Source organism: Rhodoferax sediminis (assembly GCF_006970865.1).
Lineage (GTDB): Bacteria > Pseudomonadota > Gammaproteobacteria > Burkholderiales > Burkholderiaceae_C > Rhodoferax_A > Rhodoferax_A sediminis.
On sequence record NZ_CP035503.1, the window covers coordinates 2,728,728 to 2,742,789 of the forward strand.

Consider the following 14,062-nt stretch of genomic DNA (forward strand, 5'->3'; position numbering starts at 1 on the left):
AATCCAGAACCATGTCGTCGCTGAAACTGTTCCGCACCACCGAGTTCGCGCTGTCGTCATTTTTTTCACCCGAACGCGAGCGGGCCGCCATGCATCCGGCCTGGGTCATCGTGCTGGCCTCTGTCTGGATCGCAACGGCCTGCAACCTGGCGCTGTGGCAGCAACTGGCGCGCCTGCCCGGCCTGGAAAACACCCGCGGCCTGTGGTTCGGCGTGGGGTTTGCGGTGATGATTGCCGCCGCCACCAGCGCACTGCTGAGTCTGCTGGCCTGGCGCAGGACGCTCAAGCCGGCCATCACCCTGTTCCTGCTGGCAGGCGCCTTCGGCGCCTATTTCATGCTGAGCTACGGCGTGGTCATCGACACCACCATGATGACCAACGTATTGCAGACCAACCCGCGCGAAGTGGGCGACCTTGTCAGCTGGCGCATGCTTGGCAGCGTGCTGGTGCTGGCGGTCCTGCCGGCCGTGTGGCTCTGGCGCAAGCCCTTGAGGCGCCTCGGCTTTGGCCGGCAGCTGCTCGTCAATACCATGGTTCTCATAGCGTCCTGCGCAGTCTTGGTCGTGGCTACGGCCATTTTGTACAAGGACTTATCGTCGGTCATGCGCAACCACACCCAGTTGCGCTACCTGATAAACCCGCTCAATTCGTTCTATGCACTCGGTGACGCCGCCGCCAAGCCGTTCGAGCGCAACGACTCGGTGCTGCTGCCGACAGGTGAAGATGCGAAACTCGGCGACAGCTACACCGCCCAGTCCAAACCGCCGCTACTGCTGCTGGTGCTGGGCGAAGCCGGACGTGCCGGCAACTTCGGCCTGAACGGCTATGCACGCGCTACCACCCCGGAGCTGGCCCGGGAAAACGTGGTGAGCCTGCACAACGCCTGGTCGTGCGGCACCAGCACGGCCGCCTCGGTGCCATGCATGTTTTCCCCTTTGGGCCGCGTGGACTTCGAGGCCCGCAAGGCCAACCACGAAGGTCTTCTCGATGTGCTGCAGCGCGCCGGGCTGGCGGTGCTGTGGATCGACAACCAGTCGGGCTGCAAGGGCGTGTGCGATCGGGTTCACAACGTCGACACCTCACAGCTCAAGGTGCCGGGCCTGTGCCAGGGCGGGGAGTGTTTTGACGCCGTCATGCTGGACAACATCGACCAGCGCATCGCCGCCCTGCCGGCTGCGGCGCGCGCCAAGGGCGTGGTGCTGGTGATGCACCAGATGGGCAGCCACGGACCGGCGTACTACAAACGCAGCCCCGCCGCCTACAAGAAATTCCTGCCCGAATGCACCAGCAACAACTTGCAGGACTGCGACCGTGAGCAGTTGGTGAACGCCTATGACAACACCGTGCTGTACACCGATCACTTTCTGGCCTCCAGCATTGAATGGCTCAAGACCGAAGAACATAACTGGTCGCCCGCCATGATTTATGTCGCAGATCATGGCGAATCGCTGGGCGAGAACAACCTCTATCTGCACGGCCTGCCCTATAGCATCGCGCCCGATGTGCAAAAACATGTGCCCTGGATTACCTGGCTGTCACCGTCGTTCGAGCAGCGCGACAAAATCACAACAGCCTGTCTCAAGCGGCGACTGGATGCGCCGGTTTCGCAAGACAATTACTTTCATTCCGTCCTGGGCTTGCTTGACGTGCAAACCAGCGTGTACCAGCGATCGATGGACATCTACGCGGGCTGCGCCCAACCGTGACGCGAATCCCCATGGTGGCACCAGGCCTGCCAGGTGCTGGCCCGCAAACAAGGCACGACTCGCTGTAATATTCAGAACTCACATAAAAACCACTCCTTATAACTGGACTGAATATGCATATTCGAAAAATCCTGGCAATTTCCCTTCTTTTGGCCACCACCCTGCATGCCGGCGCCGCCGACCTGCTCGACACCGTCAAGCAGCGCGGCACGCTCAGGGTCGCGATGGAAGGCACCTATCCGCCCTTCAACTACAAGGAAAATGGCCATCTGGCCGGCTTCGAGGTCGAGTTGTCTAACGCGCTGGCGCAAAAACTTGGCGTCAAGGCCGATTTCATTACCGGGGAATGGAGTGCTCTTCTGGCCGGCCTGCAGGCGGGCAAATACGACGTGGTGATCAACCAGGTCGGCATCACCGACAAGCGCAAGGAAGCCTTCGATTTTTCCGAGCCCTACACCATCTCCAGCCCACAGTTGATCGTGCGCCAGGACGAAAAACGTAATTTCAGGACGTTGGCCGATCTTCGCGGTAAAAAACTGGGCCTGGGCCAGGGCACCAACTTTGCTGAAATGGCCCAGGCGGTGGGCGGCATCGACATCAAGACCTATCCCGGCTCCACCGAGTACCTGCAGGATCTGGCGCTGGGCCGCATCGACGCTGCGATGAACGACAGCCTCCTGATTCCCTACATCATCAAAAAGACCAAACTGCCGCTCAAGGCCGGCGCACCGGTGGGCGAGATCGAAAAAAACGGCATCCCGTTTGCCAAGAACAACCCGAAGTTCAAGGCGGCGCTGGACAAGGCACTGGCCGATATCGAAGCCGATGGCAGTTTTGCGAGAATCTCCAACAAATGGTTTGACCGCGACGTCAGCAAACCGCCACTCGCGAAATAATTTTCGCGCTCGGCAACCCGGCTGCGGCCGGGTTTTTTTATTCAAATCGGGAGAGTGATGTATGGACCTGCATGGCTTGACGCAATTGCTGCGCGATGCGCTGCCGGTGATGCTCAGGGGCGCCGGCTACACGCTGGTGCTGGCCGTGGCGTCGGTGATTTTCGGCGCGGTGCTGGGCACCCTGGTGGCGATCACGCGCATGGCCAAGGTGCCCATGCTGTCGCAATTCGCCACCCTGTATGTGAGCTGCATGCGCGGCACGCCACTGCTGGTCCAGTTGTTCGTGATCTACTTTGGCCTGCCCAGCATCGGCATCCAGTTCGAGCCGATCACCGCGGGCATTCTGGGCTTGAGCCTGAATGTTGGCGCCTACCTGTCGGAGACCATCCGTGGCGCGATCAACGGCGTGGAACACGGCCAGTGGAACGCCGCGCGCAGCCTGGGCCTGACGCAGACGCAAACCCTGCGCTACATCGTCGGCCCGCAGGCGCTGCGCCTGGCCGTGCCCAGTCTGTCGAACAGCCTGATCAGCCTGATCAAGGACACCTCGCTGGTGTCGGTGATTGCCGTGAGCGAGTTGATGCTGGCCACCAAGGAAGTGATCGCCACCACGTTCCAGCCGTTCCCGCTGTACCTGGCCGCCGCGGGCATCTACTGGGCCATGAGCGCCTTCTTTGAGACGCTGCAGAAAAAACTGGAAGTGCGGCTGAACCGCAGCTACTTGCGCTGAAGGGCGCCAGCACCCGGCGCTAAAACAAACTGCGCTGCCCCACCGCCTCGCCAGGGCGGAACTGGCTCGCGTCGAGCTCGATGCGCTCGCGATTGAACCCCAGGCGGCGGCAGGCTTTCTCGAAGCGCTGGCGCACCAGTTCGGCCCACAGCCCACTGCCCTTCATGCGCGTCGCAAAATCACTGTCATAGTCCTTGCCACCGCGCATCTCCTGGATGCGCGCCATGATGCGCGCGGCGCGCTGCGGATAGTGCAGCTCCAGCCACTGGCGAAACAGCGGACTCAGCTCCCACGGCAGGCGCAGCACGGTGTAGAAGGCACTGCGTGCGCCCGCCTCCCAGGCGGCGGCCAGCACCTGCTCCATGTCTTCGTTCACGAACGGAATTTGCGGCGCCACGCTGACGCCCACCGGCACGCCGGCATCGGCCAGCGAGCGGATGGTGCGCAGTCGCCGGTAGGGTGCGGCGGCACGCGGCTCCAGAATGCGCGCGAGATTGGCATTGAGCGTGGTGATGGTCACATACACCGCCGCAAGCCCCGCCTGCGCCATCGGCGCGATCAGGTCCAGGTCGCGCTCCACGCCGCTGCCCTTCGTCACCACGGCGAACGGATGGTGACATTGCTGCAGCAACTCGACCACGCCGCGCGTGAGGCGCAGCTCGCGCTCGACCGGCTGGTAGGGATCGGTCACCGTCCCAAGCGCAATCATGCGCGGCACATGGCGGGGCGCCGCCAGCTCGCGCGCCAGCACGGCGGCAATGTTGCGTTTGGCGACGATGCGGGTCTCGAAGTCCAGCCCCGGCGACAGGCCCAGGTAGCTGTGCGTCGGCCGTGCATAGCAGTACACGCAACCGTGCTCACAGCCGCGGTACGGGTTCAGGCCGTAGTCGAAGTAAATGTCGGGCGACTCGTTGTGTGTGAGCGCGCTTTTGGCGTCTTCGAACGTGACCTGCGTGGCGGGGGGTGCCGAATCACCCTGCACGTCATCCGCCAGGGTGTCCCAGCCATCGTCGAAGGCATTGCGCACGTCGCGCTCGAACCGGTGCGCGATGCGCGTGGCCGTGCCCCGCCCCTTGATGGCGTGCAGGGGAATCATCACGTCGCTCACGGGTCTGCCTCCATCCCGCCGGCATGGCGCTGCGGTCGGACTGACGACGGGGAAGCCTTGTGGAGCGCCATGGTAACGAATATACTGTATAAAATACCAGTATATCGACACCTCAGCCGACAAGCAATCCCGCGCCGAAAATTTCGAGCGACTCACTCAGCCTGCCATTACCGGGATCAAAATCGCAGAATGTCTGCTGATACACCGATGCGGCGCCCGCTATCCCACCACTGGCCTGAAACCGAATGACCCAATAAGGAAAGAGCGCGATGATCCACATCCTGGAAATTGACCACATCGTCCTGCGCGCCGCCGATCTGGATGCCATGCTCCATTTCTACGGCACGGTGCTGGGCTGCCCCATCGAGCGGCGGCAGGATGATATCGGCCTGGTGCAGCTGCGCGCGGGGCGATCGCTGATCGATCTGGTGCCGGTCGACGGGCCGCTGGGCCGCGCGGGCGGTGCGGCGCCGGGGGTGGAAGGGAAAAATCTCGATCACTTCTGCCTGCGCATCGATCCGTTCGATGTGGCCATGATCCGTGCGCACCTCACATCCGCAGGCGTCGCCGTGGGGCCGGTCGAGTCCCGCAACGGGGCGCAGGGAGAAGGCCCCTCCATCTATATTGCGGACCCGCAGGGCAACACCGTCGAATTGAAAGGGCCGCCCTGGCCCGCTGGAGACAGCCCATGATTGCACGCCCCCAAAACCTCTACACGCACTACCACGCCCATGTCTACTTCGGGCCGGATACGGTAGCGCAGGCGCGCCAACTCTGCCAGCAGGCGGGCGAGCAGTTCAACGTGCGCGTGGGCCGGGTGCACGAAAAGCTCGTGGGGCCGCACCCGCACTGGAGCTGCCAGATCGCGTTCGACGGCGCGCAGTTCGAGCCCTTCATCGCCTGGCTGGAACAGAACCGACACGGCCTGGACGTGCTGGTGCACGGCCTGACGGGCGATGATCTAGCGGACCACACGCTGCACGCGTCGTGGCTGGGCGAGCCCTCGAAGCTGAATCTGGCGATGTTCGAAGGCACGTGACAAGCGCCGTGCGCCGCAGATGCAGTGCATTGACACTACGCAATTCATAGCACATAGTCGTTACCCCATAAGGGCTATAGCCCGAAAAAGCTTGAATTTCAGAATTCGATGCCAAAGGGTTCCGTCCCCATGCGCATCGCCCAAAATCGGCCTACCATGGTCTCAAGTCCTCTCCAGGAGCATCGCATGAACACCCCCCTTTCAACCCCGGTCAACACACCCGGCGTGGTCAGCATCAAGAGTGCCCATACGCTCGCAGACACGCTGGAGCGACTGCGGGCCACGTTCAAAGCGCATGGCCTCAAGGTATTCGCGACCATCGATCACCAGGCCGAGGCCGCTGCCGTGGGTTTGACGATGCCGCCCACCGTGCTGCTGATTTTTGGCAACGCGAAAGCCGGCACGCCGCTGATGCTGGCGCACCCGCTGGCCGCGCTCGATCTGCCGCTCAAGGCGCTGGTGTCGGAAGCGGTGCCCGGCACCGTGATGGTGAGCTTCAACACGCCGCAGTACCTGGTGGAGCGCCACGCGCTGCCGCATGAGCTGGTGGCCAACCTGTCGCCGGCCGGCCGCCTGATCACGCAGGCGCTGGGTCACTGAGGCAATGCGCGGGCGCAGCTGGGCTGTCAGGGCTTTTCGAGCTGCTCCCGGCCCGTCTCCTCGTCATCCATCAGCTCGTACCACATGGCGTTGAGGACGGCAAAGGCGGCCGCGAGGGGCAGACCGAGAATCCATGAGAAGTACCACATAACAAGCCCCTGGTTTTTTTGAATGACGGGGCGCGTCAATACGCGTGCCCGCTCTCGTTGCGGATGGCCTGCTCGTCGACCTTGCCCCACAGCACGTGGTACACCCACGAGGTATAGGCGACGATGATGGGCACGAAAATCACGGTCACCACCAGCATGATGAACAGCGTGAGGTGGCTCGACGAGGAATCCCACACCGTCAGGCTGGCGTGCGGGTCGATGGACGACGGCAACAGGAACGGGAACATCGACGCGCCCACGCTCAGCACGATGCCGGCCACGCTCAGCGCGCTGCACAAGAGCGTGAAGATCTCGCGCCGCAGCCGCAGCCCCAGCAAGGCACCCAGCGCGCCGGCAAAACCGGCCACGGGTGCAGCCAGGGTCCACGCATGGGTCGCATAGTTGGAAAACCAGGCGCCTGCGTCATGGGCCTCGACCGTCTTGAGCAGAGGATTTGACGGGCCCCCCATGTCGATGGCGCTGGTGATGCGATAGCCGCCAACGTAAGACCACAACAGCACACCGGCCAGCCCATACAGCACGATGGTCAGCAGTGCCGCCACGCTGCCGTAGCGGCGCGCGCGCTGCGCCACCGGCCCCTGCTGCGTCTTGAGCTGCAGCCAGGCACTGCCGTGCATCACCAGCATGGCCACCGAAACCCCGCCGCACAGCAAGCCAAAGGGGTTGAGCAAGCCCAGGAAGCTGCCGTCGTAAAAGATCCGCATGTCGGGCGCGAGCCGGAACGGTACGCCTTGCAGCGCATTGCCGAGCGCGACGCCGAAAATCAGCGCCGGCACGAAGCCGCTGAAAAACAGGACCCAATCCCAGCGCGCGCGCCAGCGCGGGTCGTCACGCTTGCTGCGAAACTTGAACGCCACCGGACGCAGAATCAGCCCCGCCAGAATCGCGAGCATGGCAAGGTAAAACCCCGAGAACGCCACCGCATAGAGCTGCGGCCACGCGGCAAAGATGGCACCGCCGCCCAGGATCAGCCACACCTGATTGCCTTCCCAGACCGGGCCGATGCTGTTGATGATCACGCGCCGCTCCACGTCGTCGCGTCCGGCAAAGGGCAGCAGCATGCCCGCCCCCAGATCGAAACCATCGGTGATGGCATAGCTGGCCAGCAGCAGGCCGATCAGGGCCCACCAGATCAGGCGCAGGCTTTCGTAATCCACTAACTGATGCAGGATCATGGGGCTACTCCAATGAGGTGAGGGGCACCGGGATCGCAGCGGCGCGCCTGGGAGGTGCGCCCTCGGCCGGAGAATGTTCCGAGGCCGGCCCCTTGCGAATGGTTTTGAGCAGCAGCTTCATCTCGATCACCAGCAGCACGGTGTAGATCAGGACGAAGCAGGCAATGCTGAACAGCAGCGTCTTGATGCCCAGGCTGGAGACCGCTGCCGCTGTGGGCAGGATGCCTTCAACCACCCAGGGCTGGCGACCGAACTCGGCGACCAGCCAGCCGGCCTCGGCCGCGATCCACGGCAGCGGAATGGCGAACAGCGCCACCTTGAGCAGCCAGCGATGCCGATCCAGCGCCCGGCGCGCCGACAGCACGAAGAACGTCCCCATCAACAGGATCAGGAACATGCTGATGCCCACCATGAGACGGAACAGCCAGAACAGCGGCGCCACCTGCGGCACGGTGTCCCAGGCCGCCTTGTCGATCTGCTCCGGGGTGGCCTGGCGCGGGTCGTCGACATAGCGCTTGAGCAGCAGCGCATAGCCCAGCTGGTTGCCGTTGTCTTCAAAGGCGGCGCGCAATTCGGGCGAAATCTTGCCCGTGCTGCCGGCGGCGCGAATCTGCTGCAACGCGTCGTAGGCCTTGATGCCCTGGGCGATGCGCACCTTGGCCAGTTTCACCATGTCATTGATGCCCGGAATCACGGTGTCGAGCGAGCGGGTGCCGATCAACCCCATCAGCCCCGGGATATGGATGGCGTAGTGGGTTTCACGCGCCGCCTGGTCCGGAAACCCAATCAGCGTGAAGGCCGCAGGTGCGGGCTGGGTTTCCCACATGCCCTCGATGGCAGCGAGCTTCATCTTCTGGTGCTCGCCTGAAAGGTAGCCACTCTCGTCGCCCAACACTACCACCGACAACGCCGCCGCCAGCCCGAAGGACGCCGCTACCGTCATCGAACGTTTGGCCAGATCGCGGTGCTGCCCCTTGAGCAGATACCAGGCCGACACCCCGAGCACAAACACGGCGGCGGTCACGTAACCAGCCGAGACGGTGTGGACAAACTTGGCTTGCGCCACCGGGTTGGTCAGCACGGCATAGAAGTCCGTCACTTCCATGCGCATGGTCTGCGGGTTGAACACGGCCCCCACCGGGTTTTGCATCCAGCCATTGGCGATCAAAATCCACAAGGCCGAAAAGTTGGAGCCGGCGGCCACGGCCCAGGTGGTCGTCAGATGCCCGACCCTGGAGAGCTTGTCCCAGCCAAAGAAAAACAGCCCGACAAAGGTGGCTTCCAGGAAAAAGGCCATCAGGCCCTCGAGGGCCAGCGGTGCGCCAAAAATATCGCCCACGTAGTGGCTGTAGTAGCTCCAGTTCATGCCGAACTGGAACTCCATCACGACGCCGGTCGCAACGCCCATGGCGAAATTGATGCCGAACAGCACGCCCCAGAATTGCGTCATGTCGCGCCAGATCACGCGCCCGGTCATGACGTAGACCGTCTCCATGATGGCCAGGATGATGGACAGGCCGAGGGTCAGCGGCACGAACAAAAAGTGATACAGCGCCGTGATGGCAAACTGCAATCGCGACAGCGAAACGATGTCGAGTTCCATGTCAACCCCTTTTGATTTTTGATTCTGCGCTGCCGCGGGACTTTGCTGCGACCCGCCCTACCCTGCATCCGACTTCAATCGGGCCGCAATGTTCCCAGCATCGCCTCGAATTGTGCCTCACCGCGCCGGGCATCGGCCACGATACGCCCGTGCTGCAAGCCCAGCAAACGGTCCGCCAGCGCGGCCTCACGCCGCACATGCGTCGCCAGCAAAACGGTGCGCCCGCTGGCCTGGTCTTTGAGGCGTTGCAGCACGTCGCGCGCGGTGGCCGGGTCGAGCCCCTCGGTCGGCTCATCCAGCAGCCACAGCGGCACGCGGCGCAACAGCAAGCGCGCCAATGCCAGCCGGCGCGCCTGGCCGCCCGACAGGCCGAGCCCGCCCTCGCCCAATCGTGCATCCAGCGTTTGTGGCAGCGCCCGCACGTCATCGGCCAGGCCGGCGGCCTCGAGCACCTGCCACAGGCGCGCGTCATCGGCGTCGGGGTCGGCCAGGCGCAGGTTGTCGCGCAGGCTGTCCTGGAACAGCTCGGTGCGCTGCGTCAGCAGGCTATGGGGCTGCGTCTGCACCACGCCCGAGTGCGGCGCCAGCTCGCCCGCCACCAGCGCCAGCAAAGTGGACTTGCCGGCTCCGCTGGACCCGATCAGCGCCACGTGCTCACCGGCGCGCAGCGCGAGTGATAGCTCGCGCAGCAGTGGCCGACCGGGCGCCTCATCACCCCCCGGGTTGGCTGTGACGCAGATCAACTGCAGTGCCAGGCCGGGGGCCGGTACCATCGCGCCGCCCTCAGTCGCAGGCTGCGGACCGGGCGTCTGCATGCGCGGCACCAGCCGGCGCGCGGCCAACAGCGTGCGCCCCAGCTCCAGCGCCCCGCGGCTGAGTGCGGCAAAGGGCTCGGTCGCGGTCAGCACCAGCAGCAACGCCAGGGCGGCCACCGGCGCACCCATGGTGCCCGCACCGGTCAGCGCGCCCACCGCCAGCAGGGTGGCGCTCAGGGCGATGGTGCCGGCCACGCTATAGGCCAGGGCCGCCCGGGTTTCCAGCCGGTTCAAGGCGTTGTCGGCACGCGCCAGGTAGCCATCGGCCGCCGCCAGCGCGCCCCGCTGTGCATCGAGTTGCCCGGCCATGACGAGGTCCGTCTGTCCTGCCACCAGATCCACGCTGCGTGCGCGCAAAGCCTCCAGCCCGTAAGCGCGCCGGCGCGCCGCCCGGCGCGCACGCTGCGCCACCACCCACGCAATCCCCAAACCGGCCGCGACCAGCCACAACGCCACGGCCACGCCCAGGCCCCAATGGGCCAGCCCCAGCGCCAACCCGGTCGCCAGCGCCGCCAGCAGCGCCGCGCTGGCGGGCACAAGCACCCGCAGGTACAGCGAGTCCAGCGCGTCAATGTCGGCCGTCAGGCGAAACAGCAATTGGGCCGGCCGGGCCAGCAACCGCCGGGCCGCCTCGGGCTGCGCCCAGCCCCGGAACAAACGCTCGCGCAACTGCGCCAGCACCCCCAGCGTGGCATCGTGCGTCACCAGTCGCTCCCCGTAGCGGGAGGCGGTACGGCCCAGCGCCAGCAGGCGGATACCGGCCGACGGCATGAACACATCGAAGGTGAAGGCCGTAGCCGCGCTCAGGCCCGCGATCGCCGTGGCCGTGATGAACCAGCCCGCCAGCCCCAGCAGCGCCATGCCCGAGAGCACCGTCAGCGCCGCCAGCAGCGCGCCGCCCAGCAACCACCGGCGGCGCGCCTGCGCGAAGACGACCAGCAAGGGGCGAAGTTCGCGCCAGAGCTTCATGCGGGGGTCTCCCGCGCTGCGGCGAGCTGAATGATGCGCCCGGCGCGCCCTACACGGGCGGCCAGCACCGGGTCATGCGTCGCGACGATGAGCGTCTTGCCGACAGCCAGTTGCAGCAGCGCATCGGCCACCTGCGCGGCTGTCGCGGCGTCCAGATGCGCGGTCGGCTCGTCGGCCAGCAGCAGGTCCACAGCAGGATCAACCGCAGCGCGCGCCAGCGCCAGCCGCACCGCCTCGCCACCCGACAGCCCGACACCGCCTTCGCCGAGGCCAACATTCGGGTGCGCCTGCGCCACGCCCTCCAGCGCGGCAAAGCGCAGCGCGGCGACCACCGCGGCCGCGCTCGCGGGCGCACGACCCAGCGCCACATTGGCCTGCACCGTGCCCGCAAAAATATGCGGCTTCTGGCCAACCCAGGCCATGCGCGTGCGCAGCGCCGTGGCGCTGCCCGCCGACAACGGCACGCCGTCGATCAGGATGCTGCCGCCCTGCGCGGGCAGCAGACCCGCGATCAAGGCCAGCAGCGTGGATTTTCCGGCGCCACTGGCCCCGGCAATCACGAGGTGCTCACCGGGCGCGACATGCAAGTCATAGCCCTCAAACACGGGATGGCTCGCACCGGGATGCGTCAATCGCAAGCCCTGAATTTCTACCGCCGGAGTGCTGCGCGCAGGTTTACCGGCAAGAAGATCGGGGGTCTGCTGCGGGCCAACGGCGCCCGGCAAAACGATCCCCTGCGCAGCCAGGCGGTTCAGCGCGCCCAGCGCCGCCTCACCGGCCGCGCGGTCGTGCCAGACGCTGGCCAACTCGCGCAAGGGCTCAAAAAAAGCCGGCGTCAGCAGCAACACAAAGAAGCCCTGCCCCAGGGTGAGTCGCCGGCCCCAGGCCCCAAAATCAAACGGGCCCAACAAGTGAAAGCCAATGTACACGGCCACCATCGCCACACCCAGCGCAGAGAAGAGTTCGAGCACGGCCGACGACAAAAAAGCGATGCGCAACACCGCCATGGTGCGCTGCTTGAGCGCATGCGCCGCATCGCGCAAACGCAGCACCGTGGCATCCACCGCATCGAGCGCGCGCAGCGTCGCGAGCCCGCGCAAGCGATCCAGCAGGAAGGCATTCATCCCGCCCATCTCGACCATCTGGGCGTCGCTCGCAGCCTTGGCACGCCAGCCCACCAGGGCCATGAAAAGCGGGATCAACGGCGCGGCAACCATCAACACTAGTGCTGCCACCCAGGATAAGGGCAGCACCGCCAGAAAAATCACCGGCGGCACCACCATGACGCGTAATCGCGCTGTCTGGTAACGCGTCCAGTAGGGCACCACGGCTTCGGCCTGCTCCGCCATGCCACTGGCGGCCAGGCCCGAGGCCGGGCGCGCGCGGTCCAGTGGCGAACGCGCTGCCAGCGCAAGCGCGACCTGCGCGCGCAGGTCCGACAAACGAACACGCGCCGAGCGAAAGGCCCGCCGTGCGCCCCAGGCATCACAAGCCGCGCGCGCCAGGCCTACCAGCAGCACCCCGACGGCGGGAATCTGCACGGCCGGCAAACCGTCACCCTGCAGCAGGCCTTGCAGGGCCCAAGCCAGCAAACCGGCCTGCGGCAGCCATAGCAGGGATGCCCCCGTTTGCAGCAGGCTGCCCGCATCTGGAACGGTGCTGGCGCGCAAGGGGACGGCGTCAGTGGGGTTGCGAAAATGCGAGGCGGCGTTCGGCGGTGCGCTCCAGCTCCCGCGCAATGTTGCCGCACACCAGGTCACACAAGGCATAAACCGACTCATCGGCGATGCGGTAGTACACACTCGTGCCCCGGCTTTCGCGCGCCACCAGTCCGCGCTTGGTCAACAGTGTCAGGTGGCGCGAGATGTTGGCGGCCGTGAAGCCGCACAGACGCGCCAACTCACCCACATTGCATTCGCCCTGGCGCAGCAAATTAAGAATTTTCAGACGTGTCGGCTCCGACAACGCCTGGAAATAGGCCGCAACTTCCGACAAAGCCTCGGGGGACATGTTCTCCATGGGGGGTCCCACTTTTGGCAGAGCAGTTTTCATGAGATCAAAAGGCCCTTTTATTGATCAAGCTCAGTGAACGTCGGACGATTTTATTGTATTATTTACATTATTAGCTGATTAGTCAAATTGTGAAATTCAATTCGAAAGCATTGCTGCACGGCTCGTGGCCAAGGAGATCGGGATGCTGAAAGCCGGGCTCGCGACCCTCGTGGTCGCCTCTTGTGTGATGACCGCCCTGCCCGCTGGCGCTGCGGATGGCGGCTCACTCGCGACCGTGACGGTGCAAGCCGCAGGCTCCACCGTCTCCGACGGGGTCAGTTTCGACGGTGTGGTGGAAGCGGTCCGCCAAACGAATGTGTCGGCCCAGGTGTCCGGGGCAATCGTGGCCCTGAATGTCAGCGCTGGCGAGCGGGTTCGGGCGGGGCAGGAGTTGCTGCGCATCGACGCCCGGGCCGCGGCCGAGCTGGCCGCCGCGAGTGCGGCGCAGGCGCGCGCCGCGCAGGCCGCCCTGAGCGTGGCGTCCGCGGACTATGAGCGGCAAAAGCAGCTGTTTCAGAAACAGTACATCAGCCAGTCCGCGCTGGACCGCGCCCAAGGCCAGTTTCAGGCGGCGCGGGCCCAAGTGCAGGCCTTGCAGGCGCAGGCCAGCGCAACCCACACGCAATCGGGGTTTTTCGTCGTCACCGCCCCTTATGCGGGCGTGGTCAGCGCGGTACCGGTCGCGCTGGGTGACATGGCCACACCCGGCCGTCCGCTGGTGACCCTGTATGACCCCTCGGCGTTGCGTGTAACGGCCGCCATACCTCAATCGGCGCTGCAAGGGGTTCCCGATGGCAAAAGCCTGCGGCTCGAGCTCCCCGGTGCACCGGTCGGCCAAGGTCTGCTTGAGCCCGGTCCGGTGCAGATTCTGCCGGCGGCCGATGCGGCCACCCACACGTTGCAGGTGCGACTCGATGTGCCTGCGGGCGTCAAGGGCTTGGTGCCCGGCATGTTCGCACGGGTGTGGCTGCCCGTCGCCGCGGCGAGCAGCGGGGGCGGCCGCCTGTATATTCCCGCGAGCGCCGTGGTTCGGCGCGCGGAGATGACCGGGCTGTATGTCATCGGCGCCAATGGACGCCCGCTGCTGCGACAAATCCGGGTGGGACCGCTTGACGGCGACCGCATCGAGGTGCTGAGCGGCGTGCAAAAAGGCGAAAGGATCGCCGCCGATCCACAGGCGGCAGCCAGGGTGCGCTGAC

Annotated in this window: 14 protein-coding genes; 7 read left to right on the forward strand and 7 right to left on the reverse strand. The window is 65.2% G+C overall.

Annotated features, from left to right (window positions below; all coding sequences use genetic code 11):
- Nucleotides 1-11 precede the first annotated feature (11 nt).
- From EUB48_RS13165 to EUB48_RS13175, 3 genes are all read left to right on the forward strand, one after another.
- On the forward strand, nucleotides 12-1,706 hold the full coding sequence (locus EUB48_RS13165; protein WP_142819547.1) for a phosphoethanolamine transferase: 1,695 nt from the start codon (nucleotides 12-14) through the stop codon (nucleotides 1,704-1,706).
- 113 nt (nucleotides 1,707-1,819) lie between these two features.
- Complete coding sequence (locus EUB48_RS13170; RefSeq protein ID WP_210411630.1) at nucleotides 1,820-2,602, forward strand: transporter substrate-binding domain-containing protein; 783 nt, start codon at nucleotides 1,820-1,822, stop codon at nucleotides 2,600-2,602.
- 61 nt (nucleotides 2,603-2,663) lie between these two features.
- Nucleotides 2,664-3,332, forward strand: coding sequence for an amino acid ABC transporter permease (locus tag EUB48_RS13175; RefSeq protein ID WP_142819549.1), 669 nt, complete (start codon nucleotides 2,664-2,666; stop codon nucleotides 3,330-3,332).
- Nucleotides 3,333-3,351: 19 nt separating this feature from the next.
- Here the strand turns inward: EUB48_RS13175 and EUB48_RS13180 are convergent, their stop codons facing one another.
- Complete coding sequence (locus EUB48_RS13180; protein ID WP_142821257.1) at nucleotides 3,352-4,428, reverse strand: PA0069 family radical SAM protein; 1,077 nt, start codon at nucleotides 4,426-4,428, stop codon at nucleotides 3,352-3,354.
- 281 nt (nucleotides 4,429-4,709) lie between these two features.
- Here EUB48_RS13180 and EUB48_RS13185 point away from each other — a divergent pair, with 281 nt between their 5' ends.
- From EUB48_RS13185 to EUB48_RS13195, 3 genes are all read left to right on the forward strand, one after another.
- Nucleotides 4,710-5,132, forward strand: coding sequence for a VOC family protein (locus EUB48_RS13185; protein WP_142819550.1), 423 nt, complete (start codon nucleotides 4,710-4,712; stop codon nucleotides 5,130-5,132).
- Nucleotides 5,129-5,479 (forward strand): DOPA 4,5-dioxygenase family protein, encoded by a 351-nt coding sequence (locus EUB48_RS13190; RefSeq protein WP_142819551.1) that lies wholly within the window; start codon nucleotides 5,129-5,131, stop codon nucleotides 5,477-5,479. The genes EUB48_RS13185 and EUB48_RS13190 overlap by 4 nt, the downstream gene beginning before the upstream one ends.
- A 186-nt stretch (nucleotides 5,480-5,665) precedes the next feature.
- A complete protein-coding gene (locus EUB48_RS13195) occupies nucleotides 5,666-6,079 on the forward strand; it encodes a DUF302 domain-containing protein (RefSeq protein WP_142819552.1) in 414 nt (137 codons plus the stop codon).
- Between the two features lie 26 nt (nucleotides 6,080-6,105).
- Here the strand turns inward: EUB48_RS13195 and cydX are convergent, their stop codons facing one another.
- The 6 genes from cydX to EUB48_RS13225 form a co-directional block, all read right to left on the reverse strand.
- Complete coding sequence (cydX, locus tag EUB48_RS13200) at nucleotides 6,106-6,228, reverse strand: cytochrome bd-I oxidase subunit CydX (RefSeq protein WP_142819553.1); 123 nt, start codon at nucleotides 6,226-6,228, stop codon at nucleotides 6,106-6,108.
- A 35-nt stretch (nucleotides 6,229-6,263) separates the two neighbouring features.
- Nucleotides 6,264-7,424, reverse strand: coding sequence for a cytochrome d ubiquinol oxidase subunit II (gene cydB, locus EUB48_RS13205; RefSeq protein WP_142819554.1), 1,161 nt, complete (start codon nucleotides 7,422-7,424; stop codon nucleotides 6,264-6,266).
- Between the two features lie 4 nt (nucleotides 7,425-7,428).
- Nucleotides 7,429-9,027 carry a cytochrome ubiquinol oxidase subunit I gene (locus EUB48_RS13210; RefSeq protein WP_142819555.1) on the reverse strand — a complete coding sequence of 533 codons (1,599 nt, stop codon included), beginning with the start codon at nucleotides 9,025-9,027 and terminating at the stop codon, nucleotides 7,429-7,431.
- A 74-nt stretch (nucleotides 9,028-9,101) separates the two neighbouring features.
- Nucleotides 9,102-10,811 (reverse strand): thiol reductant ABC exporter subunit CydC, encoded by a 1,710-nt coding sequence (cydC, locus tag EUB48_RS13215; RefSeq protein ID WP_142819556.1) that lies wholly within the window; start codon nucleotides 10,809-10,811, stop codon nucleotides 9,102-9,104.
- Entirely contained in the window at nucleotides 10,808-12,481 is a 1,674-nt protein-coding gene (gene cydD, locus EUB48_RS13220; protein WP_244618196.1) for a thiol reductant ABC exporter subunit CydD, read from the reverse strand. The genes cydC and cydD overlap by 4 nt, the downstream gene beginning before the upstream one ends.
- Nucleotides 12,482-12,491: 10 nt before the next feature.
- Nucleotides 12,492-12,830 (reverse strand): ArsR/SmtB family transcription factor, encoded by a 339-nt coding sequence (locus tag EUB48_RS13225; RefSeq protein ID WP_142819558.1) that lies wholly within the window; start codon nucleotides 12,828-12,830, stop codon nucleotides 12,492-12,494.
- Between the two features lie 175 nt (nucleotides 12,831-13,005).
- Between EUB48_RS13225 and EUB48_RS13230 the strand changes: the two genes are divergently transcribed.
- A complete protein-coding gene (locus tag EUB48_RS13230) occupies nucleotides 13,006-14,061 on the forward strand; it encodes an efflux RND transporter periplasmic adaptor subunit (protein WP_142819559.1) in 1,056 nt (351 codons plus the stop codon).
- The last annotated feature ends 1 nt before the right edge of the window (nucleotide 14,062 follow it).